24 protein-coding genes are annotated in these 26,888 nt (G+C 45.8%); 2 read left to right on the top strand and 22 right to left on the bottom strand.

The annotated features are described in order from the left end of the window. Window position 1 precedes the first annotated feature (1 nt). From R7H07_RS06475 to rlmD, 11 genes are all read right to left on the bottom strand, one after another. Window positions 2-628, bottom strand: coding sequence for a protein-L-isoaspartate(D-aspartate) O-methyltransferase (locus tag R7H07_RS06475; RefSeq protein WP_005380892.1), 627 nt, complete (start codon window positions 626-628; stop codon window positions 2-4). Beyond that, complete coding sequence (gene surE, locus R7H07_RS06470; RefSeq protein ID WP_005380894.1) at window positions 628-1,404, bottom strand: 5'/3'-nucleotidase SurE; 777 nt, start codon at window positions 1,402-1,404, stop codon at window positions 628-630. Before surE ends, R7H07_RS06475 begins: the two co-directional genes overlap by 1 nt. Next, the gene (gene truD, locus R7H07_RS06465; RefSeq protein WP_017821624.1) at window positions 1,404-2,447 is read right to left on the bottom strand and encodes a tRNA pseudouridine(13) synthase TruD; all 1,044 of its coding nucleotides are present in this window, start codon (window positions 2,445-2,447) and stop codon (window positions 1,404-1,406) included. Before truD ends, surE begins: the two co-directional genes overlap by 1 nt. A 45-nt stretch (window positions 2,448-2,492) precedes the next feature. After that, a complete protein-coding gene (gene ispF / locus R7H07_RS06460; protein WP_206959985.1) occupies window positions 2,493-2,969 on the bottom strand; it encodes a 2-C-methyl-D-erythritol 2,4-cyclodiphosphate synthase in 477 nt (158 codons plus the stop codon). A 14-nt stretch (window positions 2,970-2,983) separates the two neighbouring features. Continuing rightward, on the bottom strand, window positions 2,984-3,691 hold the full coding sequence (gene ispD, locus R7H07_RS06455) for a 2-C-methyl-D-erythritol 4-phosphate cytidylyltransferase (protein WP_054701898.1): 708 nt from the start codon (window positions 3,689-3,691) through the stop codon (window positions 2,984-2,986). Window position 3,692: 1 nt separating this feature from the next. Further along, window positions 3,693-3,974 carry a cell division protein FtsB gene (gene ftsB, locus R7H07_RS06450; protein WP_005380907.1) on the bottom strand — a complete coding sequence of 94 codons (282 nt, stop codon included), beginning with the start codon at window positions 3,972-3,974 and terminating at the stop codon, window positions 3,693-3,695. A gap of 402 nt (window positions 3,975-4,376) precedes the next feature. After that, a complete protein-coding gene (gene eno, locus R7H07_RS06445) occupies window positions 4,377-5,678 on the bottom strand; it encodes a phosphopyruvate hydratase (protein WP_005383785.1) in 1,302 nt (433 codons plus the stop codon). A gap of 78 nt (window positions 5,679-5,756) precedes the next feature. Next, on the bottom strand, window positions 5,757-7,397 hold the full coding sequence (locus R7H07_RS06440) for a CTP synthase (RefSeq protein ID WP_021034029.1): 1,641 nt from the start codon (window positions 7,395-7,397) through the stop codon (window positions 5,757-5,759). 205 nt (window positions 7,398-7,602) lie between these two features. Continuing rightward, on the bottom strand, window positions 7,603-8,406 hold the full coding sequence (gene mazG / locus R7H07_RS06435) for a nucleoside triphosphate pyrophosphohydrolase (protein ID WP_206959987.1): 804 nt from the start codon (window positions 8,404-8,406) through the stop codon (window positions 7,603-7,605). 349 nt (window positions 8,407-8,755) lie between these two features. Then, window positions 8,756-10,975 carry a GTP diphosphokinase gene (relA, locus tag R7H07_RS06430; protein ID WP_005393896.1) on the bottom strand — a complete coding sequence of 740 codons (2,220 nt, stop codon included), beginning with the start codon at window positions 10,973-10,975 and terminating at the stop codon, window positions 8,756-8,758. A gap of 123 nt (window positions 10,976-11,098) precedes the next feature. After that, the gene (rlmD, locus tag R7H07_RS06425) at window positions 11,099-12,418 is read right to left on the bottom strand and encodes a 23S rRNA (uracil(1939)-C(5))-methyltransferase RlmD (protein WP_025768846.1); all 1,320 of its coding nucleotides are present in this window, start codon (window positions 12,416-12,418) and stop codon (window positions 11,099-11,101) included. A gap of 192 nt (window positions 12,419-12,610) precedes the next feature. Here rlmD and barA point away from each other — a divergent pair, with 192 nt between their 5' ends. Continuing rightward, window positions 12,611-15,409, top strand: coding sequence for a two-component sensor histidine kinase BarA (gene barA / locus R7H07_RS06420; protein WP_206959988.1), 2,799 nt, complete (start codon window positions 12,611-12,613; stop codon window positions 15,407-15,409). A 69-nt stretch (window positions 15,410-15,478) separates the two neighbouring features. Here barA and acpS read toward each other — a convergent pair whose 3' ends face one another. The 11 genes from acpS to rpoE form a co-directional block, all read right to left on the bottom strand. Continuing rightward, a complete protein-coding gene (gene acpS / locus R7H07_RS06415; RefSeq protein WP_005380927.1) occupies window positions 15,479-15,859 on the bottom strand; it encodes a holo-ACP synthase in 381 nt (126 codons plus the stop codon). Window positions 15,860-15,869: 10 nt separating this feature from the next. Next, window positions 15,870-16,604 (bottom strand): pyridoxine 5'-phosphate synthase, encoded by a 735-nt coding sequence (gene pdxJ, locus R7H07_RS06410; RefSeq protein WP_005384579.1) that lies wholly within the window; start codon window positions 16,602-16,604, stop codon window positions 15,870-15,872. Then, window positions 16,601-17,332 carry a DNA repair protein RecO gene (gene recO / locus R7H07_RS06405; protein WP_006743310.1) on the bottom strand — a complete coding sequence of 244 codons (732 nt, stop codon included), beginning with the start codon at window positions 17,330-17,332 and terminating at the stop codon, window positions 16,601-16,603. The genes pdxJ and recO overlap by 4 nt, the downstream gene beginning before the upstream one ends. 115 nt (window positions 17,333-17,447) lie before the next feature. After that, window positions 17,448-18,410 (bottom strand): GTPase Era, encoded by a 963-nt coding sequence (gene era, locus R7H07_RS06400; protein ID WP_005380931.1) that lies wholly within the window; start codon window positions 18,408-18,410, stop codon window positions 17,448-17,450. Beyond that, window positions 18,403-19,080: a ribonuclease III gene (rnc, locus tag R7H07_RS06395; protein WP_005380932.1), complete on the bottom strand. Its 678-nt coding sequence runs from the start codon at window positions 19,078-19,080 to the stop codon at window positions 18,403-18,405. Before rnc ends, era begins: the two co-directional genes overlap by 8 nt. A gap of 21 nt (window positions 19,081-19,101) precedes the next feature. After that, window positions 19,102-20,001, bottom strand: coding sequence for a signal peptidase I (lepB, locus tag R7H07_RS06390; protein ID WP_005380933.1), 900 nt, complete (start codon window positions 19,999-20,001; stop codon window positions 19,102-19,104). Between the two features lie 104 nt (window positions 20,002-20,105). Next, window positions 20,106-21,899 (bottom strand): translation elongation factor 4, encoded by a 1,794-nt coding sequence (gene lepA / locus R7H07_RS06385; protein ID WP_005380934.1) that lies wholly within the window; start codon window positions 21,897-21,899, stop codon window positions 20,106-20,108. Between the two features lie 158 nt (window positions 21,900-22,057). Next, complete coding sequence (locus tag R7H07_RS06380; RefSeq protein ID WP_005384575.1) at window positions 22,058-22,528, bottom strand: SoxR reducing system RseC family protein; 471 nt, start codon at window positions 22,526-22,528, stop codon at window positions 22,058-22,060. A gap of 2 nt (window positions 22,529-22,530) precedes the next feature. Beyond that, window positions 22,531-23,490 carry a sigma-E factor regulatory protein RseB gene (rseB, locus tag R7H07_RS06375; RefSeq protein WP_005380941.1) on the bottom strand — a complete coding sequence of 320 codons (960 nt, stop codon included), beginning with the start codon at window positions 23,488-23,490 and terminating at the stop codon, window positions 22,531-22,533. Next, on the bottom strand, window positions 23,487-24,113 hold the full coding sequence (locus R7H07_RS06370) for a sigma-E factor negative regulatory protein (RefSeq protein ID WP_005380944.1): 627 nt from the start codon (window positions 24,111-24,113) through the stop codon (window positions 23,487-23,489). Before R7H07_RS06370 ends, rseB begins: the two co-directional genes overlap by 4 nt. A gap of 26 nt (window positions 24,114-24,139) precedes the next feature. Next, window positions 24,140-24,718 carry an RNA polymerase sigma factor RpoE gene (gene rpoE, locus R7H07_RS06365; RefSeq protein WP_005380946.1) on the bottom strand — a complete coding sequence of 193 codons (579 nt, stop codon included), beginning with the start codon at window positions 24,716-24,718 and terminating at the stop codon, window positions 24,140-24,142. 554 nt (window positions 24,719-25,272) lie between these two features. Between rpoE and nadB the strand changes: the two genes are divergently transcribed. Next, window positions 25,273-26,886: an L-aspartate oxidase gene (gene nadB / locus R7H07_RS06360; RefSeq protein WP_005380947.1), complete on the top strand. Its 1,614-nt coding sequence runs from the start codon at window positions 25,273-25,275 to the stop codon at window positions 26,884-26,886. Window positions 26,887-26,888: the final 2 nt, after the last annotated feature.

The raw sequence follows: 26,888 nt of genomic DNA, 5'->3' as shown, positions 1-26,888 counted from the left end.
CTTAAGCTAAATCACCCGCAACCAGAGGTACGAACCGAACCATTTCTACAACGGTAGAGAGATATTCGTCTCCCTTACGCTCTATTTTTAATAACTGTTGTTCCGTATCTCCAACAGGAATGACCATTTTGCCGCCATCTCTTAATTGTGAGAGAAGAGCTTGGGGAATCACTTCAGCGGCAGCGGTAACAATAATAGCATCGAAAGGACCTCGCGCTTCCCAGCCCTGCCACCCATCAGCATGCTTAGTTGAAACATTGTAGATATCCAATTGCTTCAGGCGACGCTTTGCTTCCCATTGCAACGATTTAATTCGCTCAACGGAGTATACATGATCAACAATTTGCGCCAGTACCGCGGTTTGATAACCCGATCCCGTTCCGATTTCCAGAACACGACTCGCCGGCTCTAGCTCAAGCAACTCGGTCATACGCGCAACGATATAAGGCTGAGAAATAGTTTGTCCCTGACCAATTGGTAACGCATTGTTATCATAGGCTTGGTGCATCATCGCTTGAGAAACAAAGCTTTCTCGTGGCAAGCGTTGGATAGCATCCAGAACTCTTTGGTCTTTGATGCCACTGGAGATAAGAAACGCTATCAACCTGTCAGCATGTGGGTTACTCATTACTTCTCTTCCTTTAACCAACTATCCATAGCACGCAGCGACTCGTGAGCGGTGAGATCAACTTGCAGAGGCGTCATTGAAACTCGGCCATGCTCAATTGCATAAAAGTCCGTGCCCTCTCCTGCATCTTGCTCCTTTCCTGGTGGCCCTAACCAATAAATGTCATGGCCTCTCGGATCTTTCTGCTTGATCATATTCTCTGCGTGATGACGTGCACCTAAACGCGTAACTTCAATTTCACCTAAATTCTCTGATGGTAAGTCAGGCACGTTTACGTTCAGTAGACGATTCGTTGGAATCGGCGACGCTAAATGCTGTTGTACAATTTGACGTGCAATTTTAGCGGCGGATTCGAAATGTCGCTTACCCACTAGAGAAAAAGCCACCGACTGAACGCCAAGGAAATGACCTTCCATGGCTGCTGCTACTGTTCCAGAATAAAGAACATCATCACCCAAATTAGCGCCATGGTTGATTCCTGACAGAACAAGATCAGGCAAATCATCTTTCATTAGCTCATTCAGCGCGAAATGCACACAATCCGTGGGCGTGCCTTGCACTGAGTAGATATTTGGGGCAATTTCAGTCACGCGTAATGGTTGTTCTAATGTGAGTGAATTCGAAGCACCTGAACGATTTCGATCAGGTGCGACAATGGTCACTTCAGCGATATCTCTCAACTCATCAGCGAGGGCATGAATCCCTTGAGCATGAACACCATCATCATTGCTGATTAAGACTCTTAAGGGCTTCGGGTTTCGTGAATCCTGTTCCATTAGTATTCTCTTTCTACTTCAACCTCATTAACTAACTCACGAACAATAGAGGTCGCAAAAGATCCCGCATCCAGTGAGAAAGTCAGCGTAATGTTGTTACCTTCAACCGTCCAAGCTAAATCTTTTGGCTTCAGCGCAATATCGCGACGATCGTGGCGCATGCGATTACCACGAATCAACGCCATGAGGTCAGGCTCTTCGTCTAAAAACGGTTGCTCTAATGCCAGAGCCTCGGCTTGAGTAGGCAGTGCATTATCGCCAGCAAGCGCAGCGGTAATTGCCGCTTCACCTTGTGCAAATTGCACTTGCAAATCAGTGATGTTGTTTGCATCAATCAACTGAGTGCCTGAATTCGTCTGTGCAATGTCACCATCAATGAACTTATCAAACACACAATTCTCTAGACGAGCTGAAACGATGCGGTTGAAAATCCACGAACGAGCCGCTGATAAATACATGCTTCGCTTGTTTTGATTGCGGGTACGAACGTTTTCGCGTCCCCATCGACGTGCTTCTTCAAGGTTGTTGCCATCGTTACCAAAACGCTGACTACCAAAGTAGTTTGGCACGCCAACTTGTTTCACTTTTTCAAGACGTTGCTCTACATCCGCTATATCTGTCACTTCAGACAAAGTAACCACGAACTCGTTCCCTACTAGGTCACCAGGACGCAGTTTTTTATTGTGACGATCTGTTGCAAGGATTTCGATACTTGGGTATTGAGCCAAAAACGCTGAAAAATCTGGCGTTTCACCTTTTGGTAAATGGACACTTAACCACTGTTCCGTCACCGCATGACGGTCTTTAAGACCCGCCCAGCTAACGTCTTTCGACTTAACACCACAGGCTTTTGCTAACTCGTTAGCAACGAAGCTGGTGTTCTCGCCCGTTTTACGGATACGAACCATTAAGTGCTCGCCTTCGCCCGTAAAGGCAAAACCTAAATCTTCGCGAACCTGAAAATGCTCTGGCTGCGCTTTAATTTTTGCCGATGCAACTGGCTTACCCGTTAGGTAAGCCAATGAAGATAAAATGTCTGACATGATGTGTTTCCGCTGATATCACAGCTTAGAGGAGCAAATTGCTAGTTATTGCTTAAACAGAAGTACAACGGCTTCCGTTGCAATGCCTTCTTTGCGTCCAGTAAAACCGAGACGTTCTGTCGTCGTCGCTTTTACGTTAATGTTACTAATGTCGGTTTCTAGGTCTTCGGCTATCGCCGCACACATTGCGTCAATGTGTGGTGCCATTTTAGGCGCTTGTGCCATGATGGTTACATCAGCATTGCCAAGACGGTAGCCTTGCTCTTTAACTCGACGGTAAACGTCTTTCAGTAATTCACGACTGTTTGCGCCTTTCCATTTATCATCCGTATCTGGGAAATGACGACCAATATCGCCGGCAGCAATCGCGCCCAGCAGAGCATCCGTTAACGCATGCAACGCTACATCGCCATCTGAGTGTGCAATCAAACCTTGCTCATAAGGGATTGCTACACCACCAACAATGACTGGGCCTTCACCACCGAATTTATGTACATCGAAACCATGACCAATTCGAATCATTTTCTATCCTTTCTTTATTCGCCGCGCTCACGGCTTAGATAAAACTCGGCTAACGCAAGGTCTTCTGGCTGAGTGATTTTTATATTGTTCGCATTCCCTTGAACTAAGGCTGGCTTCTCGCCTAACCACTCCAAAGCCGAGGCTTCATCAGTAATAGTTACACCCTGTTCTAATGCGTCAGCCAGTGCTTGAGTAAGCTGCTGAGTTTTAAACATTTGTGGAGTCAGTGCATGCCACAATGCTTCTCTATCTACCGTATGATCGATATCTTGCACTGCGTTTGCTCGCTTCATTGTATCTCTCACAGGAGATGCGAGAATGCCACCCGTTGAGTGGGCGCAGCAAACATCAATCAAACGGTCAATGTCGGATGTTAATACACATGGCCTTGCAGCGTCGTGAACTAATACCCACTCGCTTTCCAGATGCTCATTGACATAGTTTAGCCCTGATAACACAGAGTCTGCTCTTTCTTTACCACCAGCTACACGAATCACATCTGGGTGCTTAGCAACGGACAATTCTGGGTAATATGGGTCGCCGTCAGTAACGGCAACGACAACCTTAGAAATATTTGGGTGAGAAAGCAGTTTCTCTACGGTATGTTCCAGTACCGCTTTACCTTCGATCAATAAATATTGCTTAGGGCGATCTGCCTTCATTCTGCTACCCACACCAGCAGCAGGCACAATTGCGATATGCGATGAGTTCATATCCAACATTTTAATGGTTTTCCTCACCTATAATGCGGTAAAAAGTCTCGCCATCTTTAACTAAACCGAGCTCATGACGCGCACGTTCTTCAATCGCATCAAGACCTTGCCTTAAGTCATCAATCTCAGCGAACATTTCATTGTTGCGAGCTTGTAGCTTGCTGTTCACTTGTTGCTGAACTTCAATTTCATCTTTTACTGTGTAGTAGTCAGACACTCCGTTTTTACCAAACCATAGAGTGTATTGAAGCAAGCCAAACAGTAGCGTAAGGGCTATAACAAAGATTCGCATATCGCTGCTAACATTCTGTACCGGAAGGAATTAGATAAGGTGACATATATAGCATAAATGCGAGGTTGCCTCTAGGGGAGAAAGGGAGACTCACACGCTCCTTACAAGAAATAAGCAGCAAAATGAAACAAGCTCATAGGAAGCGCTCCTTACCCATGACCAAAGTAAGAGCCAAAAATACAAACTTATAAATACAAAAAAACCGCCGTAGCGATGGTTTCAAAAAGCTATTTAGCGAAACTTTACTCAATAAGAATTAAGCTTGACCTTTAACTTCTTTAAGACCGCTTCCTTGAAACATGGAGGAGCGCGCTCACTTAGCGCTTCCGTCATATAAAAAACGCCCCGCAAGTGCGAGGCGTTTTCAAAAGCTTTAAGTTAAGCGGTTAATTCAATTAAGAATTAAGCTTGACCTTTAACTTCTTTAAGACCGTTGAAAGGAGCGCGCTCACCTAGAGCTTCCTCGATACGGATTAGCTGGTTGTACTTAGCAACACGGTCAGAACGGCTCATAGAACCAGTTTTGATTTGACCTGCAGCTGTACCTACCGCTAGGTCAGCGATAGTTGCATCTTCAGTTTCGCCAGAACGGTGAGAGATTACTGCTGTGTAACCTGCGTCTTTAGCCATCTTGATTGCAGCTAGAGTCTCAGTTAGAGAACCGATTTGGTTGAACTTGATAAGGATAGAGTTAGCTACGCCTTTCTCGATACCTTCAGCAAGGATCTTAGTGTTAGTAACGAATAGATCGTCACCTACTAGTTGAAGCTTGTCACCTAGTAGTTCAGTTTGGTGCTTGAAGCCATCCCAGTCAGACTCGTCTAGACCGTCTTCGATAGAAACGATTGGGAATTGGTTAGCTAGCTCAGCTAGGTAGTGGTTGAACTCTTCAGAAGTGAAAGTTTTACCTTCGCCTTTCATGTTGTAGATGCCAGCTTCTTTGTCGAAGAACTCAGATGCAGCACAGTCCATAGCTAGAGTTACGTCTTTACCTAGTTCGTAACCAGCAGCTGCAACAGCTTCTGCGATAACTTCTAGAGCTTCAGCGTTAGATTTAAGGTTAGGAGCGAAACCACCTTCATCACCAACTGCAGTGCTGTAGCCTTTAGACTTAAGAACTTTAGCTAGGTTGTGGAATACTTCTGCACCGATACGTAGACCTTCTTTAAGAGTCTTAGCGCCAACTGGTTGGATCATGAACTCTTGGATGTCAACGTTGTTGTCTGCGTGCTCACCACCGTTGATGATGTTCATCATTGGTAGAGGCATAGAGAACTGACCTGCAGTGCCGTTTAGCTCAGCGATGTGCTCGTATAGAGGCATGCCTTTCGCAGCAGCAGCAGCTTTAGCGTTTGCTAGAGAAACAGCTAGGATAGCGTTAGCACCGAATTTAGATTTGTTTTCAGTGCCGTCTAGTTCGATCATTACTGCGTCGATTGCAGCTTGGTCTTTAGCGTCTTTGCCAACTAGAGCTTCAGCGATTGGGCCGTTTACAGCTTCAACTGCTTTAAGAACACCTTTACCTAGGAAACGTGCTTTGTCACCGTCACGTAGCTCAAGAGCTTCGCGAGAACCAGTAGATGCGCCAGATGGAGCTGCCGCCATACCTACGAAACCGCCTTCTAGGTGTACTTCAGCTTCTACAGTTGGGTTACCACGTGAGTCGATGATTTCACGACCTAGAACTTTAACGATCTTAGACATTAATGTTTCCTCTCGTTTCAAATATAAATGTCAATCTTAAAGGGCAGCAGCACAACCTTCGCCGCCGCCCGTATCCTTTTACTTCTCGAATTCGCCGCGTGCGTTTTGGCCCGCAGCCTTAACAAAACCTGCAAACAATGGATGTCCATCGCGAGGAGTCGAGGTGAATTCTGGGTGGAACTGAGCCGCTACAAACCATGGGTGAGCTGGGTTCTCAATCATTTCCACTAACTTCTTGTCCGCAGATAGACCTGATACTTTTAGGCCTGCTTTTTCGATTTGCGGACGAAGCACGTTATTCACTTCGTAACGGTGACGGTGACGTTCATGGATCGTCGCGCTACCGTACAGTTCACGAGCTTTAGTCCCTTTCTCTAGGTGACACAGCTGTGAACCAAGACGCATCGTACCGCCTAGGTCAGACTTTTCAGTACGCTCTTCTACGCTACCTGATTCGTCTACCCACTCTGTGATCAAACCTACCACAGGGTACTTAGTCTCTTTGTTAAATTCTGTTGAATGTGCACCTTCCATACCCGCAACGTTACGCGCGTATTCGATTAGTGCAACTTGCATACCCAAACAAATACCTAGGTAAGGCACGTTATTTTCACGTGCATATTGAGCCGCACGGATCTTGCCTTCAATACCACGATCGCCGAAGCCACCTGGTACTAGGATTGCGTCCAAACCTTCTAGAAGTTCAACGCCTTTTGTTTCGATATCTTGTGAGTCTACATACTTAATTGTGACGCTTAGGCGGTTTTTCAAGCCAGCGTGTTTAAGCGCTTCGTTCACAGATTTGTATGCATCTGGTAATTCAATGTATTTACCAACCATACCGATGGTTACTTCACCAGTAGGATTTGCTTCTTCGTAGATAACCTGTTCCCATTCAGAAAGGTCTGCTTCAGGAGCAGTAATACCAAAGCGAGCACACACAAGGTCATCTAGCCCTTGAGATTTAATCAACTGAGGGATCTTGTAGATAGAGTCTACATCCTTCATTGAAATTACTGCTTTTTCTGGAACATTACAGAACAGTGCGATTTTTTTACGCTCATTCGCAGGAATAACGCGATCGCTACGGCAAACTAGGATGTCTGGCTGAATACCGATAGATAGAAGTTCTTTTACAGAGTGTTGCGTCGGCTTAGTTTTCACTTCGCCCGCTGCCGCTAGGTAAGGAACAAGTGTTAGGTGCATGAACATTGCGCGCTCACGGCCTAGCTCAACAGCTAGCTGACGAATCGCTTCCATAAATGGTAGTGATTCGATATCACCAACAGTACCGCCAACTTCAACGATAGCCACATCATGGCCTTCAGAACCTGCAATAACGCGATCTTTGATTGCGTTAGTGATATGAGGGATAACTTGAATAGTTGCGCCTAGGTAGTCACCACGACGTTCTTTACGAAGTACGTCGGCATAAACACGACCTGCAGTGAAGTTGTTACGCTTGGTCATCTTGGTACGGATGAAACGCTCGTAGTGACCAAGGTCAAGGTCAGTCTCTGCGCCATCTTCTGTAACGAACACTTCACCGTGCTGAGTAGGGCTCATTGTGCCCGGGTCAACGTTGATGTAAGGGTCAAGCTTCATCATAGTCACTTTAAGACCACGAGCTTCTAGAATAGCCGCAAGAGATGCTGCTGCAATACCTTTACCTAGAGAGGATACAACCCCGCCAGTAACAAAAATGTAATTTGTCGTCATGTTTAACCTGAAATTGGTTGAATGAGGGAAATGGAGTGCTTCTGGACGGGAGATAAATATACCAGAAGCTCCTTACCGCCACAACGTGAAATCTATCACACCGTAATTTTTTATTTTTTGCTTCAAATCAAAGTGAGCAAAGACAAACCAAAGTCCGTTTTCGTGTAACCAAACAAGCTGACCTTATATTATGTATTCTGCCAGTTTACCTCTGCCTCGATTCTTCTTGTTTTACTTCATCCCAAAAATGGTCAAGTTCTGATAAAGAACAATCTGTAAGTACTTTGCCTGACTGCTGGGCCTTGCCTTCAACTTGTTTAAAACGTCGCGCAAACTTTACGTTTGCTTTTCCTAGTGCGACTTCTGGGTTTTTATCAAGGTGGCGAGCCAAATTGACAGTCGCAAATAGCAAATCACCGAGCTCCAACTCAACTTTCTCTTCATCGGGCTGAACTTGCAGTGCCTCTTCCATGACTTCGTCAATTTCTTCTCGTACTTTATCGACAACCGGGCCAAGTGAATCCCAATCAAACCCAAATTTTGCACATTTTTTCTGAATTTTTGTAGCACGAGAAAGTGCCGGCAAAGAGTTTGGTATTGAGTCTAGGATACTTTCTTCCGCTTTGCCTACTAGGGCTTTTTCTTTTGCTTTTTCCGCTTCCCAGTTCGCGTTAATTTCCTCGTCAGATTCAAACTCAACATCTGAAAAAACATGCGGGTGGCGACGAGTCAGTTTTTCGTTCACGGTTTCGACGACATCCGAAAAGTCGAACAGCTCTTGCTCTTTCGCTAGCTGACTGTAAAAAATCACCTGAAACAACAAATCCCCTAGCTCTTCTTTTAGATTGGGCCAATCTCGATTTTGAATCGCGTCCACCACCTCGTAGGTTTCTTCTATTGTATGCGGAACGATGGTGTCAAAGGTTTGTTTTAAGTCCCAAGGGCAACCGTTTTCTGGGTCACGCAACTTCGCCATGATTTGTTCTAATTGTTCAATTGGATGACTCATTTTTTGTTCCTTTAAACCTTTCTATTAAAGAAAAAGGTGAGCAGCCAAAACCACTCACCTTCTACATTATATTTTCTCAGCAGCTTTCACTAAGTAATTGTTACTTTGACAAGGCAACAAGTTTTCGCGACTCCTGAGCATAGCCTACTATGTGATGCCCCTGAGCCGGCACGTCGGAATAAGTGCAGCTAACGCAGATAAAAAGCCAAATATGACGCAAGTGTAACTCTGTAAATAGTTGAAGTTGTAGCTAGGCGACAAACAAACGAGACTCCTGAGCATGGTTCACCATGTGATGGAGCGAGTGCGTGCAGTCAACAACGCTACAACGATAACTATGACGAGAGTTTTAGCCGAGGCGTTTCACCGTCATGACATCCTTGATCTGTTCCACACGTTTCGAAACCCGCGAAAGCACCTCAATATTGGTGACTTCTAGGTCAAAGTCCATGATGGCAAGTTGACGTCTGTAATCGACTCGGTTCTTCATACTGGTCACTTTGATCTTTTCGTTGGCGAACAGTGTCGTAATGTCTTTGAGTAGACCACCTCGCTCCATCGCTTCAACACGCACGGTGAGGATGTATGACCCCACAAAGCCGCTGCCCCAGACAGTATCAATGATACGCTCTGGCGCATGATGGCGCAGTTCTTCTAACTGTTCACAGTCACTACGGTGTACTGAAATGCCGCGACCTTGCGTGATGTAACCACAGATATCATCACCTGGAATCGGCTGACAGCAACGCGCTAGGTGCGTCATTAGATTATCGACACCTTCTACAACGACGGCGTCTTTTTTCGGTCGGCTTTGCGCTGGTGATTTGTGCTCTGCTTCTTGCAGTTTTTCCAGTGCTTGCTGGTCTTCTTCCTCTGCCGTTGGCTTGTTAACTAACGCGTTGATATGGTTAATGATTTGGTTGATGCGCAAATCACCGCTACCTACCCCAACATACAATTCATCTGGTGTTTTGACGTTAAACCGCTTGAGGGCGTAATGCTCTGCATCTTTTAACGTTGCGCCAATTTTGGCTAACTCATGCTCAAGGATTTCACGACCTGCTTCAAGGTTCTTCTCACGGCTTTGTTTTCGGAACCAGGCGTTAATTTTGGCACGCGCACGACCAGAATGAACGAAGCCTAATGATGGGTTTAACCAGTCACGTGATGGGTTAGGTTCTTTCTGAGTGATAATCTCGACTTGGTCACCCATATGTAATTTATGCGTGAACGGCACAATACGACCTCCGACTTTGGCACCGATACAACGGTGTCCCACTTCGGAGTGAATGTGATAGGCAAAATCTAGCGGCGTTGCCCCCATTGGCAAATCGACAACATCACCACGTGGTGTAAAGGCATAAACACGGTCATCAAAGACTTGGCTACGCAGCTCATCGAGCATTTCGCCAGAGTCAGACATTTCTTCTTGCCAATCCAGTAGCTTACGCAGCCACGTGATCTTCTCATCATAACCGCTTCGGCTGCTTGCCCCTTCTTTATATTTCCAGTGCGCGGCAACACCCAGCTCCGACTCTTCATGCATTTGCTTGGTACGAATCTGGATCTCGATGGTTTTGCCTTCTGGCCCTAGAATTACGGTGTGGATCGATTGATAACCGTTTGGTTTAGGGTTAGCAACGTAGTCATCAAACTCGCTCGGTAGGTGCTTGTATTTGGTGTGAACTACACCCAAAGCCGCGTAACAGTCTTGCAGTTTGTCTGCGATGATACGTACTGCTCGAACATCAAACAGCTCATCAAAGGCCAAACTCTTCTTCTGCATTTTTCGCCAAATGCTGTAGATGTGCTTAGGTCGACCACTCACTTCGGCATTGATGCCCGACACTTCCATTTCGTGCGTGAGGTCTTCAACAAAGTCTTTGATGTACTGTTCACGAACGATGCGTCGCTCAGAAAGCTGCTTGGCAATTTGTTTGTAAGTTTCCGGCTGTTGGTAGCGGAAAGCGTAATCTTCAATTTCCCATTTCAGCTGACCGATGCCTAATCGGTTTGCTAGCGGCGCATAGATGTTGGCACACTCTTTTGCCGCCGCACGTCGAACTTCATCAGGCGCTTTTTTAACTTCAATAAGGTTACAAATTCGCTCCGCAAGCTTGATAACCACGCAGCGGAAGTCATCCACCATGGCAAGCAGCATGCGGCGTACGTTATCTACCTGAGATGACGCTGCACTGCCTTCCATGTTGACGTTGAGTTGGCCAATAGCAGCCATTTCTTCAACGCCGTCGATTAATTTTATGATTTCTTTGCTGTATTTCTCTTCCAGAATTTCTCTGTTAAAAGCACCACTTGAAACCAAAGGAAACAGTTGAGCAGCCACTAAAGTGGCTTGATCCATAGACAAGGTGATCAAAATTTCGATCATTTCTCGTCCACGCCACAACAACAGCTCCGCTTGCTCGTTATCAGCCAATACCGTCTGGCAATCTCGATATACTTCGATTAAGCGTGAGGCTGTGTTTTTCTCTTGTCCTAGGCTAGCCACCCAGTTTTCGAGTTCAAACTGTTCATCTTGGTTTAAATGCGCGCTTCTTACCGCAACCATCTCATCATCCTAATTATTATATTCGTGTGGTTTGACTAACACCGTCCAGGTTAGTTCTTTTTACCGCGCGTACACGCTGGCTTTATGACCACCCACCACAAATAAGGGGTCAAAGTCCTAAAGTTAGGACTTTTCAAACAATGCCATCGATTCTAGATGACTGGTATGAGGGAACATATCCAGCATACCTAATTTCGTTAATTTATAGCCTTGCTCTATCAAGCTTTGACTATCCCTAGCAAGGGTAGCAGGATTACAAGAAACATAAACTACACGCTGTGCGCCAAGCTCAGAAACTTGATCGATGATCCCACTCGCTCCCGCGCGTGCCGGGTCTAATAATACTTTATCAAACCGCTCTGCGGCCCAGGCTTGGCCTTCAAAATCTTGCTCAAGGTTAGCGTGATAAAATTGCGCGTTATTGATTTGGTTCAAAGATGCATTGTTTGTGGCTTTTTCTACCATCTCTGCAACACCCTCTACTCCAACCACGTACTTAGCTAATTTCGCAACTGGTAAACTAAAGTTGCCTAAACCACAGAACAAATCTAACACTCGGTCACTCTTTTGTGGGTCTAACCACTCAACCGCTTGTTTGACCATTTGTTGGTTTACACCTTGGTTTACTTGAATAAAGTTATTTGGTGCAAAAGGGATTTTCACTCCAACTTCTTGATAAAAAGGCATATCGCCTTCGATAAGGTCTAATTGTTCTGTCGATGGCATTAAGTACAACGATGCGCCATGACGTTTTGCCAACTCCGTTAGAGATTGAGTTTCACTCGTTGTCAGAGCGCTCAAGTGGCGCAGCGTAATACACGGCCCATTATCACCAAGTACCAGCTCTACATGACCTAATTGTTCCGGCTTTTTGAACGCTTTTAGGGCTGAGTAAATCTCTGGCAGCAAAACATTCAGTTCCGGTGCCAGCACTGGGCAATCGGTCACTTGCGCAATTTGCTTACTCTGCTTTTTACGGAAACCAAAATGTAGCTGACGTGTTTTTTTATCAACAAACAAGCTCACTCTCGCACGGCGACGGTAGGCCTGCGAATATCCCAATAACGGGGCATCTAGTTCAATGTCACTGCCTGAAAATTTTCGCATTAGCTGACGCAACGTTTGCTGTTTGTACGTCAATTGTTGGTCATAATCTAGATGCTGCAAATCACAGCCACCGCACTCATGATAATGTGGGCAAAATGGCTCCACACGAGCTTCACTCGGCTTAAGGATTTTAATCAACTTACCGCGAGCGTATTTGCTCTTTTCTTCCACCAATTGAGTGACCACCTCCTCACCCGGCAGTGCTCCATCAATAAACAATGGCTTCTTTTTGAGGTAAGCAATGCCTGCGCCGTGGTGATCTAAACGCTCTACTTGCACTGCTTGGTGCCGAGTATTGAGTTGGGTTTTCTTTTTCGGTTGAAAGATGCGTGCCATGCTCTATGCCTGATTTATGTGTAATTGCTCTTCGGCTTCACTATTCTTGATTGCAGCCGTTGTGTGATTCGAGTGACTTGATTATGCTTACCGTTTATTCGGTGACGTCACTTCTTTGCTCAAGGCTTTATCGTGCGCTTGAGAAATAATGCGTTATTTTCCCATATCCAGACTCCGATGTAATTAGATAACATGACCAGATATGGCTTACGAGCACGTGTAATTACACTAACTCTCGCTCCCACTCTCATTATTGGTTTATTACTGAGCGGCTTTTTCTCATTTAACCGCTACCAAGACCTTGAGAAACAAGTTATCACCACTGGTAACAGCATTATTGAGCCGCTGGCGATTGCCAGTGAAACTCATCTACTATCAGAAAGCCGAGAGGCGGTACGTCGCTTGATAAGCTACGCGCACCGCAAAAACTCCAAACTGGTTCGTAGTATCGCGGTATTTGATGAACATCATGAGCTCTTTGTGACCTCTAACTTTCATCCTAATTTTGAAGCCTTGATGTTTCCCAAAGATAAACCGATCCCGCAACTGGGTAATTCGGAAATCTACGAAAACTCACTGATATTGCGTGTCCCCATTTTGTCAGAAGGTCACTACTTAGCGGAGTTGTCGAACGAAAGCCAAGGCACAAAAGCGATTGGTTACATCGCCGTCGAGTTAGATCTCTCCTCCTTGAGGCTGCAACAGTATCAAGAAGTCTTCTCTGCTTTTTTAGTTCTGGTTCTCGGTCTTGGCTTAGCAAGTGTGTTTGCTTCACGTCTAATGCACGATGTGACCCAACCTATCACCCACATGAAGAATGTCGTTGACCGCATTCGCCGTGGTCATCTGGATGTGCGTATCGAAGGCAAAATGCACGGTGAGTTAGACCAGCTAAAAAATGGCATCAACGCCATGGCGGTATCGTTATCAGAATATCACGTGGAGATGCAGCACAGTATAGACCAAGCCACGTCCGACTTACGTGAAACGCTTGAGCAGCTAGAAATTCAGAACGTTGAGTTGGATATCGCGAAGAAACGCGCGCAAGAAGCGGCCAGGGTTAAGTCAGAGTTCTTGGCGAACATGTCGCACGAGCTGCGTACTCCGCTCAATGGGGTGATTGGCTTTACTCGTCAAATGCTTAAAACGCAGCTTTCTAACAGCCAAACGGATTACCTACAGACGATTGAGAAATCGGCGAACAACCTGCTGAATATCATCAATGACATTCTCGACTTCTCGAAACTTGAAGCGGGTAAGCTGGCACTCGAAAACATTCCTTTTGATTTCCGAGAAAGTTTAGAAGAGGTAATTAACCTACAAGCCACAAGTGCACATGAGAAAGGGTTAGAAATCACCCTAAAAGTGGACCCTAAAATTCCACCAGGTTTAGTTGGGGATCCACTACGTATCCAGCAAATTTTGACGAACTTAGTCGGTAACTCAATCAAGTTTACCGAGCGAGGCAACATTGATGTTAGCGTAGAAATGCGCTCTCAATCAGGAGACTCCGTCGAACTGCAATTCATGGTGCGTGATACCGGTATTGGTATCTCTGAGCGTCAGCAAGCGCAGTTGTTCCAAGCCTTTAGCCAAGCAGATGCAAGTATTTCACGTCGTTACGGCGGTACTGGTCTTGGTCTGGTTATCACTCAGAAACTGGTGAGCCAGATGGGCGGCGAAATCAGTTTAACCAGCCGTCTACACCAAGGTTCAACCTTCTGGTTTACGGTGCGCTTGCACTCAACTGAGATGCCAATGAGCGAACTGATTGAAGTGGAACTTCTGACTGGGAAGCAGTTACTGCTGATTGAACCAAACATGCAAGCCGCATCCGTAACCCAACAGATTCTAAGTCAGGAGGGTATTTTAGTAACCTACCGCTCTTCGCTACCAAACAACGAAGAACAATATGATTATGTACTGTTGAATTTAGCGGCCAACCAGACTCACGATGCGGAAGTTATTACACCTTGGATAGAACAAGCGAAACGCATGGCTCCGAGTGTTCTCCTAGGGACACCGAGTACCGAATTGGCGCTTGCGGACCAAATAATGACAGAGCATCACGTCCAGTGCCTGACGAAACCATTGTCTCGCCGTAAGTTGCTACAAAGCCTGATTAGCGAACATGTAGAATCGCCACCGGTATTAAGCGATCCAATTACGCCAAGCGAAGGGGACCGTTTACCTCTCACTGTACTAGCAGTGGATGACAACCCTGCAAACTTGAAGCTGATCTCTGCACTGCTCCGCGAACGAGTAGAAACCGTCACCGCCTGTAGCAATGGCCAGCAAGCGGTGAACCTGGCGACAGAGAAAAAGTACGATTTAATCTTCATGGATATTCAAATGCCACAAATGGATGGGGTGACCGCTTGTAAGCACATTAAAGAGTTGGAGCTAAATAAAGACACGCCAGTGATTGCGGTAACGGCACATGCCATGGCAGGGGAACGAGACCGCTTGCTCTCGGCAGGAATGGATGACTACTTGACCAAACCTATTGAAGAGCATGTGCTACAACAGGTTTTGGTTCACTGGAACCCAAATGCTTGTACAGAGAGCATTGGCAAAGTCGCCCCTTCATACGTTGATGAACCTGAAGGAAGCGCACCACAATCCGTTTCTTCGCCTCAGCAGGATGTGATTATTGATTGGCAAGCAGCCTTGAAACAGAGCGCGAATAAAGAGGATCTCGCTAAAGACATGCTACGCATGTTGATTGAGTTCATCCCTGAAGTAGAAGCAGTCGTTGACCAAGCTCTGGAGCAAGAAGATATCTCTCGTGATGACCTAATTCATGTCATACATAAGCTGCACGGCAGTAGTTCATATTGTGGCGTTCCAAGACTGAAGTCACTCTGTGCGACGCTTGAGCAAGCACTGCGCTCAGGGATCAGTCTTGAGGAGGTTGAGCCTGAAATGTTCGAGCTGCAAGATGAAATGATTAAAGTAACAACAACCGCAAAGTTATACCTTGAACAGTGATCTATTGAAGAGAAACAAAAGCCAGAGCAAATGCTCTGGCTTTTTAGTATTTTGTTTAAGACTTACAAGCTAGGATTCAAAAATGACCGTCGCCACAGCGTAATGACGCTCATCGGAAATGGACAGGTGAATGTGGTTAACACCCATCGCATCCGCTATTTGCTTGGCTGTGCCCGTCAATGCGAGTACTGGTTTTCCAAGCTCATCGTTCGAGATGGAAAAGTCGTGAAACGTGACCCCTTTTGCGATCCCTGTCCCCAATGCTTTTGAGGCAGCTTCTTTAACAGCAAAGCGCTTAGCAAGATAACGACCTTGCAGCTTAAGCTGTGAGAATTTGGCCATTTCTTCTTCTGAAAGAATCCGCTGAGCAAAAGGTTCACCACTACGAGCTAACGCTTTTTCAATACGCTCAATTTCTGCAATGTCGGTCCCTAACCCTATAATCGCCATCTAGATAGCCCTATGACTGGCGAGCCTCAATCATCAATGCTTTCATGTCAGCAACCGCTTTATTTAAACCATCAAATACCGCGCGACCAATGATTGAGTGACCAATGTTGAGTTCGTAAATTTCTGGTAATGCAGCAATTGGTGCGACATTGTGATAAGTCAGGCCATGCCCGGCATTAACAATAATACCTAGATCATGTGCATAACTAGCACCAGCGGCAATCTTCTTCAGTTCAGCTTGTTGCTCGTCTTCTGTCGTCGCATCTGCATAATGGCCAGTATGTAGCTCAATAAACGGAGCGCCACACTTTTTCGCAGCTTCAATCTGTTGACGGTCAGCATCAATAAAGAGCGAAACTTTGATGCCTGCATCTGTCAGCTTTTTCGTCGCAGCTTTAATTTTTTCAAGCTGCCCTACTACATCTAAGCCACCTTCCGTCGTCAGTTCTTCACGCTTTTCAGGCACTAAACACACAAACTCTGGTTTAGTTTGCAGCGCAATCTCAACCATTTCGTCCGTCACTGCCATCTCTAGATTCATACGCGTTTGAATGGTTTCACGCAGAATACGTACATCACGATCCAAAATATGGCGACGGTCTTCACGTAAGTGGATAGTGATACCGTCCGCGCCTGCACGCTCAGCAATTTCAGCAGCGTGAACAGGATCTGGGTATTTTGTACCACGTGCATTACGTAGAGTGGCAATATGGTCGATATTGACGCCTAAATAAATTGAGCTCATTTTCCGTTACTCCGTGCTCTGGGGGTCTGAATGAAAAATTCACGACTTTTTAAAGGTTTGCCGCCAAGATACGGCTTTAAGGCTATACGTGTAAAGCGTTTTGCCGCTTTTAGCTGCTCTTTAGTGACGAACCGCCGCTCACTGATAGCAATCAGTTCATTCCCTAAAAACGTGAGGTTATCGCGCCTAACAGAAGCAATAAACCCTTTCTGTTCCCGGTAACGATAGGTCATTTCTGGGTCGACGGGCTCGCCGGTACCTGCACAATGCAAAAAATCCACGCCATACCCCATCGAAGACAGCAAGGCTAACTCAAAACGACGCAGTGCAGGCTCAGGGTTCTCGTTGTGCGCCAACTCGGTTAACGCATGCAAATAATCATGAAATAGTGCTGGCATCGGCACTTCAGCCATCAAAATACGGCCAATCAGTTCATTGACGTACATGGCTGAGTAGAGATTAATGCCCGTTAACGGCAAACCTAGACTTATCGGCTCGGCTTGACGCAAAGTTTTCATTGAGCCTTTCCCCGACCATTTAAGTAATAGCGGGGTAAAAGGTTGCAATGCGCCTTTTAAGTTCGAACGCTTACTGCGCGCGCCTTTGGCCATTAAAGTCATTCGGCCATATTCCTCACTAAATACATCAAGGATTAAGCTCGATTCACTGTAAGGGCGTCGGTGCAATACAAAACAGCGCTGTAAACCTTCGGAAGACAGATTACTCATCTAAGTCATTGTGCCTAAAAAGTGTGAAATAAAAAATAAGGAGCCGAGCGGCTCCTTATTTTAATCGATACTGATTTTTCATCGATGTTGGAGCGAAGCACCTTCGCAGCCAAGATTATAAATCGTCTATATAACCCAACGATCGCAACGCTCGTTCGTCGTCTGCCCAGCCAGATTTCACTTTTACCCAAGTTTCTAGGTAAACCTTACGACCGAACAATTCTTCCATATCTAAACGCGCTTCGCGACCAATGGTTTTAATCTTCTCGCCACCTTTGCCAATCACCATTTTCTTCTGGCCATTACGCTCAACAAGAATCAAGGCATTGATGTGGAAACCGTCGGTTTCTGGGTTGTAATCAAAACGTTCAATCTCAACCGTTACTGAGTATGGCAGCTCTTCACCAGTAAAGCGCATCAGCTTTTCACGCACAATCTCAGACGCCATAAAACGCTGAGAACGGTCAGTCACGTATTCTTCTGGGAAGTGATGCGTTGCTTTAGGTAAGTGATTACGCACGTGCTTACGTAGTACGTCAATGTTCTTACCTTGCTTGGCAGAGATTGGCACAACATCCACGAAGTCCATCTTCTTCGACATCTCCGCCATGTGTAGCATCACGTCGTTACGATCTTGTACGTTGTCGACTTTGTTTACACAAAGCACAACTGGGAAGTTCGATTTTTGAAGTTTGGTCAGTACCATCTCATCGTCTTTAGTCCAATGCGTACCATCGACTAAGAAGAACACAAGGTTTACATCACTCAATGACGAGTTAGCAGCACGGTTCATCAAACGGTTGATCGCACGCTTTTCTTCAATGTGAAGTCCAGGCGTGTCGACGTAAATCGCTTGGTAATCGCCGTCCGTATCCACACCCATAATACGGTGGCGTGTCGTTTGCGGCTTACGAGAGGTGATCGAAATCTTCTGACCCAAAATCTTGTTCAAAAGTGTCGACTTACCTACGTTTGGACGACCAACAATAGCAATAAAGCCACAGTGTTGGTTTTCTGGCGAGCTTGGCTCACCTTGTGATGCGAAAAACGCATCGATATCGAATTCGTTATCAGCCATTTGTTAATTGCTCAAGTGCTGTTTCAGCAGCCGCTTGTTCTGCCTTGCGGCGGCTGGTGCCTTTACCGATTACAGGCTTATCCACACCTGCTACTTCGCACTCAACCGTGAACTCTTGGTTGTGCGCTTCACCTTTAATATTAGTCACTGTGTAGACAGGCAGCGGTTTTCTTCTGCCTTGTAGGAACTCTTGTAGGCGAGTTTTCGGATCTTTCTGTGAAACGCCTGGTTTAATGGCTTCAAGGCGTGACTGATACCAACTCAGTACAATGCCTCGCACAACTTCAAGATCACTGTCTAGGTAAATTGCGCCAATAATGGCTTCAACCGCATCGGCTAAAATAGAGTCTCGGCGAAAACCGCCACTCTTCAATTCACCTGGACCTAATTTTAAATAATCTCCTAGATCGAATTCACGACCCAGTTCCGCCAATGTATGTCCGCGAACCAAAGTAGCACGCATGCGGCTCATGTCACCTTCGTTCACTTTTGGGAAACGATGGTACAGATCATCAGCGATGACAAAACTTAAAATTGAATCGCCCAGAAACTCAAGACGTTCATTGTGCTTACTGTTGGCGCTGCGGTGCGTCAGCGCCAAATTGATAAGCCCGGCATCTTGAAACTGGTAGCCGAGCTTTCTCTCTAGTTTATCAATTGGAGAATTCATACTCTCTCGATATTTGAATGGTTAGTGAATGCCACCGATGCGGTTAAAACGCACACCAGTTGGAATCCATGAAGGTAGAACACTATCTGCGCCACGATCAAACTCGAAGCTGATCCAGATCGCGACAGCTTTACCGACTAAGTTTGCTTCTGGAACAAAGCCCCAGTAACGGCTGTCAGCACTGTTGTCACGGTTATCACCCATCACAAAATACTGACCTTGTGGTACAACCCACTCTGTCGTTCCGCTGCGTGGGAAATATTGCTCCACGCGGTTACGCACAAGAGGGTTAACCAAAATATTGTGCTCAACGTTACCCAATTTTTCATCCAGTTGGATCATTGGAATACCGTTCGAGCTAAACTGACTTTCTTCAACATTGCTCAGTTTAACTGGCTTACATGCCGATTCGCCTTGGCTTTGCACGCAAAGCTGCTTATCACTTGAATAACGCACGATATCACCAGGTAAACCAACTACACGCTTAATGTAGTCCACACTTGGTTGTGGTGGGTATTTGAATACCACGATATCACCACGCTCAGGCTTACCAGTTTCCACTAGCTGAGTACGCCATACTGGGTCTTTTAGACCGTACGCGTACTTCTCAACTAAAATGAAATCGCCAACCAGCAAGGTAGGCATCATTGAGCCTGATGGGATTTGAAATGGTTCGTAGATAAAAGAACGTAATACTAAAACGAACGCGATCACAGGGAAAATAGAGACGCTATTTTCAACCCACCAAGGCTGACGCTCAACTTTTTGCAAGGTCACTGCATCCAAACCATTAGACGTCTGAGCTTGAATCTCAGCCAGTTTTTCCTGACGCTTTTTCGCGAAAACCAGCTTTTCCAATAGCCAAACCACGCCAGTTACCAAAGTCGCAATAACCAACATCAGTGAGAATGTATTCGCCATTAAATTCCCTTATCTAAAAATACGAAAGTGAAAGAGCCGAAACCCTTTCACTTATTTTAATATCTAACGTCTTAAGACCGACAAGTGTGAGACAAAGTTCAACTTTAGTCTTTACCTACGTGAAGGATGGCTAGGAACGCTTCTTGAGGCAGCTCAACGTTACCGATCTGCTTCATGCGTTTCTTACCTTCTTTCTGTTTCTTCAGAAGTTTCTTCTTACGACTTACGTCACCGCCGTAACATTTCGCAATAACGTTCTTACGCAACTGTTTTACCGTTGAACGAGCGATAATGTGGTTACCAATTGCCGCTTGGATTGCGATATCAAACATTTGGCGAGGGATGAATTCTTTCATCTTCTCTACCAACTGACGACCGCGAGTCTGAGACTGATCTTTGTGTGTAATCATCGCCAATGCATCAACAGTATCACCGTTAAGAAGAACGTCTACACGTACCATGTTCGAAGCTTCAAAACGCTGGAAGTTGTAATCCAAAGATGCGTAACCGCGTGATGTTGATTTCAGACGATCGAAGAAATCCAGTACCACTTCAGCCATTGGAATATCGTAAGTCACAGCGACTTGGTTACCGTGGTAAACCATATCAACTTGACTGCCTCGCTTTTCAACACACAGTGTGATTACGTTACCTAGGTACTCTGAAGGCACAAGGATGTTACAACGCGCAATCGGTTCACGAATTTCTTCAATATCATTGATCGCTGGTAGTTTTGCTGGGCTATCAACATACAGCAGATCGCCATCCGTCTTCTCAACTTCGTAAACTACCGTTGGTGCTGTGGTAATAAGATCCAAGTCGTATTCACGCTCTAGACGCTCTTGGATGATTTCCATGTGCAACATGCCAAGGAAACCACAACGGAAACCAAAGCCAAGTGCCGCAGAGTTTTCTGGCTCGTAGAATAGCGATGCGTCGTTAAGGCTTAGTTTGCCTAGTGCGTCACGGAAGTTTTCGTAATCGTCGGAAGATACAGGGAACAGACCTGCGTAAACCTGAGGTTTAACTTTCTTAAAGCCTGGTAGCGGTTTATCACAACCATTCTTCGCTAGAGTCAGCGTATCACCAACAGGGGCACCAAGAATGTCTTTGATGCCACAAACAACCCAACCTACTTCACCAGTACGAAGGGTATCGGTATCTACTTGTTTTGGCGTAAAGATACCAAGGCGGTCTACACCCCAAACTTGGCCCGTACTCATCACTTTGATCTTATCGTTCTTCTTCAGTTCGCCGTTTTTAATACGCACTAGAGAAACAACGCCAAGGTAGTTATCAAACCATGAGTCAATGATCAGCGCTTGTAGTGGCGCATCTGGATCACCTTCCGGTGCTGGAATCGCTGACACAATGTTCTCTAGAACGTCATCAACACCAATGCCTGTCTTCGCAGAACAGCGGGTTGCTTCCATTGCATCGATACCAACGATTTCTTCAATTTCTTCCGCTACACGCTCAGGATCGGCTGCTGGTAGGTCAATCTTGTTCAAGATTGGCACAACCTCTAGATCCATTTCGATCGCGGTGTAACAGTTAGCCAGTGTTTGAGCTTCAACACCTTGACCCGCATCCACAACCAATAGCGCACCTTCACAAGCCGCTAGAGAACGTGATACTTCATATGCAAAGTCAACGTGCCCCGGAGTATCGATGAAGTTCAGCTGATACGTCTCACCGTCTTTAGCGGTGTAGTTTAGCGTCACACTCTGAGATTTGATGGTGATGCCACGCTCACGTTCAAGATCCATAGAATCCAGAACCTGTGCGGCCATTTCACGATCGGTTAACCCGCCACAAACTTGGATTAGACGGTCTGATAGGGTCGACTTACCATGGTCGATGTGGGCGATAATCGAAAAGTTACGAATGTGCTTCATAGATTTAGGGTGACTAACTCTTTACAAATAGGGACAGTAAGAAACGCCATCTACTGACGGCATTTCAATCAAGTTGGCAGATTCTACCGAATTTCGTTAACGGGCGCACGTAATTTAAAGTACATACCCAAATAACCTTTAGTGGAGGGGGACAGCACTTACTGGATTGGCTCTCCAAGTACCCGAACGAGGGTAACTTGGCGCTTGGATTCATCTTCTAACGGACGAGAAACACGTTTTGCGATCCACATTCCACCAGCGGCAAACAATACCGATGCCAATATGATGATGCCTTCCCCGCCGGCTGTCAGCGGCGCTAATAGGAAGTGACCAAACATCGCACCGATAATCAAACCAAACAATGGCAGTAAATAAACCGCCATTGCTGATTTTATTAGGCTCGACTCAGGAAAACCAATCTCGACGACTTGACCTATTTTCACCGATTTATCCGTGCGCAGGTGCCAAGATAAACTCTTGTTACCAATGGCTTTAGTAACAACGCCCGTTCCACAGCTTTTCTGTGAAGAGCAACTACTGCAACTGGTCTGCTGTTCGCAACTTAAATCAATTTCGTATTGCTTGCCGCGACGATGCACGTCTGTCACGGTAGCCAACGCGGTCATCATTGTTATTTACTCTTTGTTACATTAAATGTGACTGATTGGGCGATACGCTGTGCTGTGGTCGGTGGAATGTCTCCTACAACAGAGATTTCATGTTGACCGCTCACAAAACTGTGTAGCGTTCTTCTGCCTTGGCGAACCAACTGCCCTTTTAACGAATGCTCATCCTTGTTTGCTACGTAAACAGAGAAGCTAAACAGACCATCAGAATACAGCTGGCTCTCCACCATTTGGTTAGTAACGGCCATACGATAGCGGTTGAGCTCGTTCGGCTCGAAACCCTCAGGGATCCAACCAACCTGCCAATTACTGGTCCCAATATCGCCTTTTGGCATGGTGAGAACAGCAGGTAATTGAACATCTTGCAGGCCACTCATTAACTCTGCGATTTTTGGGTTTACCGTGTAAGAAATAGTGCGATATTGTTCAAGCATTTCACCATCGCGGTCCACAAGGTCGGCACGTAACGGCAATTTACTCTTTTCATCGATCCATAGTACGTATGAATAGCGCAGACCGTCTTTAGGAACAATACGCAGCACTTGTGTTGCCACACCAGCTTCACGAGCTCTGCCCACTTTTACATAGTCGTAATACAAGTTTAGCTCATCGATATTGGTGTTGAGCATAGGCATAGTCGGAGCGACCATTTTACCTGACTCGATGGTGAACGGTTCTAAACCCGTTTCGATATAACTTACTTCAGTTCCGCGACGAATCACTTCACGCACAGGGCCACTTAAGTAGACAAGATGAGCATATTGATCGTCACCATGCGTGGCATGACGATACAGCAACGGCTCAATGCTGTTCTTTTTGATAAGGATATAAGAGAGTTCGTAACTTAAATTCTTACTCGCCTCGCTCATTTGATGCAATAAAGCCTCCGCTGGCTTATCACCAGCAAAGGCTTGAGAAGACATCATACTGAACAGAGCGCAAGCGCTGATCAGAAATTTTTTCATTCAATATCCGGATTCAGATTTGCATCTTGTTGAGATGCATCACTGTTAATTCGTAACTGCAATTCGTAGTCTCGCAGCATAGCATGAACACGCTTGCGCTGCTCTTGCATATTTGCCTCGCCTACAGAACGTTCTACAGACTCACGAGTCAAACTCACTGGTTCTGCGCTGCCAGCAAACGGAACCGTCTGCAATACAGGTAATTGATCTGTTTGCGGCGACATTGAATCGCTACCACCGTACTGCTGTACACCTAAAATAACAACAAGCGATACACATGCAGCAACAGCAACTTGACCAAACTGCGTCAACCAACCTGGCAACTGACGTTTTGCTTTTTGCGGTTCTGGTTGCGACTCTTTTGGCGTATCCGCAATTGAGATAACATTTGCACTGTGCGAATCAAACGCACGGTGTGCAGGTTCATCTTCTAACGCTAACGCCACGCTTTCAGCAATATTCCACTCAGGTTTTGCTGGCGCTTCGCCTCGCATCACATCACCAATCAGGTGATAGTTCTGCCAAGCATCACGGCTCTCTTGGTCTTGCTCTAACTCTTGAATTAAAGCCTTATCGACCAATTCTCCATCCATGAGAGCTGAAAGTTTTTCTTTGTCAGCCATTATTTTCACCATAGTTATTACTTGTACTAGCGTTGCAAAAGAGGTCTGATTTTCTTTTCCACCGCCTCACGAGCACGGAAGATACGCGATCGTACCGTTCCTACCGGGCAATCCATCACTTCTGCAATTTCTTCATAACTCAAGCCATCGAGCTCTCGTAATGTCATTGCGGTTTTTAAATCTTCAGGTAAAGCTTCGATTGCACTGAACACCACCCGTTGCAATTCTTTGGACAACGTTAAGTTCTCAGGGTTCGATATTTCTTTAAGTGCACTACCTGTTTCGTAAAATTCAGCATCTTCAGCATCGACATCTGTCGCTGGAGGTCTACGCCCTTGAGCAACAATGTGATTTTTCGCAGTATTCACTGCAATGCGATACAGCCACGTATAAAACGCACTTTCCCCACGAAAGCTAGGGATAGCTCGGTAAGCTTTAATAAACGCTTCTTGTGCTACATCTGGTACATCGCCAGGATTACTAACGTATCTGGAAATAAGATTACATACCTTATTCTGGTACTTTGTTACCAACAGGTTGAATGCTTGCTTATCGCCATTCTGAACTCGCTCAATCAATACTTGATCGGTCAGCTGCTCGTTCATTCGAGCGGATACTCCTATTTGTTATGCCCCTACTCTTCTCAGATATGGGTACTAATTATGCAAAACGTAGTATTGACACCACTGCTTACTTGAGCACTATTGTGACCCTAACGTGAATGAGAAAGTTCCATGGTTTCTCAAGTTTTTTGTCATTGTTTTTTCACAATGTGATGTCTATACCCAAATGACCACCGCTGCCTGACTTTAGTCTAAGTTTGACAAGCGAGCATCTTGGAGGGAAATGGGTATAATGAATGATCTCTGTCCCAGATTGTGCTGGGTCGGGCATGGAAAAGCAATGGCATTGACAAACTATTACTTTTCATTTGCATGGCTAATGGCTATCTGAACACCGCGTTACAAATTATAACTTAGGAAGCATGCTCATGCTCTGCATGAAAAAGAAGAGTGGCTCAGTCACCGCCGTAACACGGACGTCGATAGGTCTCCCAACTTAGCCCTTAGCGACAGATGTCGCGATAATGGAATGCACATGGTGTGCAAATAATACACAAGGTAACTTTGTTACTTTAGCTTGGGATTATAAAAGTTATATGAACACAAATCGTGAACATGAGTGTGATGTATTAGTGGTAGGGAGTGGCGCGGCAGGTTTGTCGTTGGCTTTGCGCGTTGCTAACCACTGTAAGGTGATGGTGCTGAGTAAAGGACCACGCAGCGAAGGGGCAACCTACTATGCTCAAGGCGGTATCGCTGCCGTATTTGATGAGTCAGACACCATTGATTCACACGTTGAAGACACGCAAATCGCCGGGGATGGTATTTGCGATGAGGAGACCGTAAGGTTCATTGCTGAGCATTCAAAAGAGTGTGTACAGTGGTTGATTGACGGTGGTGTCCCATTTGATCGTGAAGAAGATGACTCTGACGATGAACCTCGCTACCACTTAACTCGTGAAGGTGGTCATAGCCGTCGTCGTATTCTTCACGCGGCAGATGCGACAGGTATGGCGATGCAAACCTCCCTGCAAGATAACGCTCATAACCATCCAAACATTCATGTTCTCGAACGTCACAATGCTCTGGACTTAATCACCGAAGACAAAATTGGCGGTGATAAAAACAAAGTTATCGGTGCTTATATTTGGAACCGCAACGAAGAGCATGTCGAAACCGTGCGAGCCAAATTTGTGGTTCTCGCTACAGGTGGTGCTTCAAAGGTTTATCAATACACCTCTAACCCAGATGTGTCGTCTGGTGATGGTATTGCGATTGCTTGGCGTGCAGGGTGTCGTGTGGCGAATATGGAATTTAACCAGTTCCACCCTACGTGTTTATATCACCCAGAAGCACGTAACTTCTTGCTGACTGAAGCGTTGCGTGGCGAAGGTGCTTACCTGCGTCGTCCAGATGGCTCTCGCTTTATGCCGGATTTCGATGAACGTAAAGAGCTTGCTCCGCGTGACGTCGTGGCTCGTGCTATCGACTTCGAAATGAAGCGTTTAGGTGCCGACTGTATGTATCTCGACATCAGCCATAAGCCTGCTGACTTTATTACGAAACACTTCCCAACCATTTATTCACGTTTGATGGACTTGGGCATTGACATGACTAAAGAGCCAATCCCAATCGTACCTGCTGCACACTACACTTGTGGCGGTGTCATGGTGGATAGAAATGGCTGCACCGATCTGAAAAATTTGTATGCGATTGGTGAAGTTAGCTACACCGGGCTGCATGGTGCTAACCGCATGGCATCAAACTCACTTCTCGAATGCGTGGTTTATGCTTGGTCTGCGGCAAAAGATATTCTAAAACATCACACTAACGTTGAGCTACCTTCACAGGTGCCATGTTGGGATGAAAGCAAAGTAACCAATAGTGATGAAGAAGTGATTATTCAGCACAACTGGCACGAGCTTCGTCTGTTTATGTGGGACTACATGGGCATTGTGCGAACTGACAAGCGTTTAGAGCGCGCCTTACGCCGTATCCAACTGTTGCAACAAGAAACACACGAGTACTACAGCAATTTCCGAGTGTCGAACAACTTATTAGAACTGCGTAACCTTTTACAAGTAGCAGAGTTGATGGTTCGTTGTGCGATGCAGCGTAAAGAGAGTCGAGGTTTGCACTACACGCTTGACTATCCGAACCAACTGGAAAACAGCGGCCCAACGATTTTGGTTCCAGCTAAACAGCTTTAACT

Origin of the sequence: Vibrio sp. Vb1127 (assembly GCF_033338735.1) — a bacterium.
GTDB lineage: Bacteria > Pseudomonadota > Gammaproteobacteria > Enterobacterales > Vibrionaceae > Vibrio > Vibrio alginolyticus.
Note: the sequence above shows the minus strand (reverse complement) of the source record. Positions and strands in the feature narration are given on the sequence as shown.

Coding starts and splice junctions, on each gene's coding strand:
- rpoE (WP_005380946.1), bottom strand. CDS start 24,718: ATGAACGAGCAGCTGACCGATCAAGTATTGATTGAGCGAGTTCAGAAT.
- relA (WP_005393896.1), bottom strand. CDS start 10,975: ATGGTTGCGGTAAGAAGCGCGCATTTAAACCAAGATGAACAGTTTGAA.
- ftsB (WP_005380907.1), bottom strand. CDS start 3,974: ATGCGAATCTTTGTTATAGCCCTTACGCTACTGTTTGGCTTGCTTCAA.
- ispD (WP_054701898.1), bottom strand. CDS start 3,691: ATGTTGGATATGAACTCATCGCATATCGCAATTGTGCCTGCTGCTGGT.
- barA (WP_206959988.1), top strand. CDS start 12,611: ATGACCAGATATGGCTTACGAGCACGTGTAATTACACTAACTCTCGCT.
- acpS (WP_005380927.1), bottom strand. CDS start 15,859: ATGGCGATTATAGGGTTAGGGACCGACATTGCAGAAATTGAGCGTATT.
- eno (WP_005383785.1), bottom strand. CDS start 5,678: ATGTCTAAGATCGTTAAAGTTCTAGGTCGTGAAATCATCGACTCACGT.
- surE (WP_005380894.1), bottom strand. CDS start 1,404: ATGGAACAGGATTCACGAAACCCGAAGCCCTTAAGAGTCTTAATCAGC.
- R7H07_RS06370 (WP_005380944.1), bottom strand. CDS start 24,113: ATGGCTGACAAAGAAAAACTTTCAGCTCTCATGGATGGAGAATTGGTC.
- rnc (WP_005380932.1), bottom strand. CDS start 19,080: ATGAATTCTCCAATTGATAAACTAGAGAGAAAGCTCGGCTACCAGTTT.
- R7H07_RS06440 (WP_021034029.1), bottom strand. CDS start 7,397: ATGACGACAAATTACATTTTTGTTACTGGCGGGGTTGTATCCTCTCTA.
- pdxJ (WP_005384579.1), bottom strand. CDS start 16,604: ATGAGCTCAATTTATTTAGGCGTCAATATCGACCATATTGCCACTCTA.
- recO (WP_006743310.1), bottom strand. CDS start 17,332: ATGAGTAATCTGTCTTCCGAAGGTTTACAGCGCTGTTTTGTATTGCAC.
- nadB (WP_005380947.1), top strand. CDS start 25,273: ATGAACACAAATCGTGAACATGAGTGTGATGTATTAGTGGTAGGGAGT.
- mazG (WP_206959987.1), bottom strand. CDS start 8,406: ATGAGTCATCCAATTGAACAATTAGAACAAATCATGGCGAAGTTGCGT.
- R7H07_RS06380 (WP_005384575.1), bottom strand. CDS start 22,528: ATGATGACCGCGTTGGCTACCGTGACAGACGTGCATCGTCGCGGCAAG.
- rlmD (WP_025768846.1), bottom strand. CDS start 12,418: ATGGCACGCATCTTTCAACCGAAAAAGAAAACCCAACTCAATACTCGG.
- R7H07_RS06475 (WP_005380892.1), bottom strand. CDS start 628: ATGAGTAACCCACATGCTGACAGGTTGATAGCGTTTCTTATCTCCAGT.
- lepA (WP_005380934.1), bottom strand. CDS start 21,899: ATGAAGCACATTCGTAACTTTTCGATTATCGCCCACATCGACCATGGT.
- lepB (WP_005380933.1), bottom strand. CDS start 20,001: ATGGCGAATACATTCTCACTGATGTTGGTTATTGCGACTTTGGTAACT.
- rseB (WP_005380941.1), bottom strand. CDS start 23,490: ATGAAAAAATTTCTGATCAGCGCTTGCGCTCTGTTCAGTATGATGTCT.
- era (WP_005380931.1), bottom strand. CDS start 18,410: ATGGCTGATAACGAATTCGATATCGATGCGTTTTTCGCATCACAAGGT.
- truD (WP_017821624.1), bottom strand. CDS start 2,447: ATGTCAGACATTTTATCTTCATTGGCTTACCTAACGGGTAAGCCAGTT.
- ispF (WP_206959985.1), bottom strand. CDS start 2,969: ATGATTCGAATTGGTCATGGTTTCGATGTACATAAATTCGGTGGTGAA.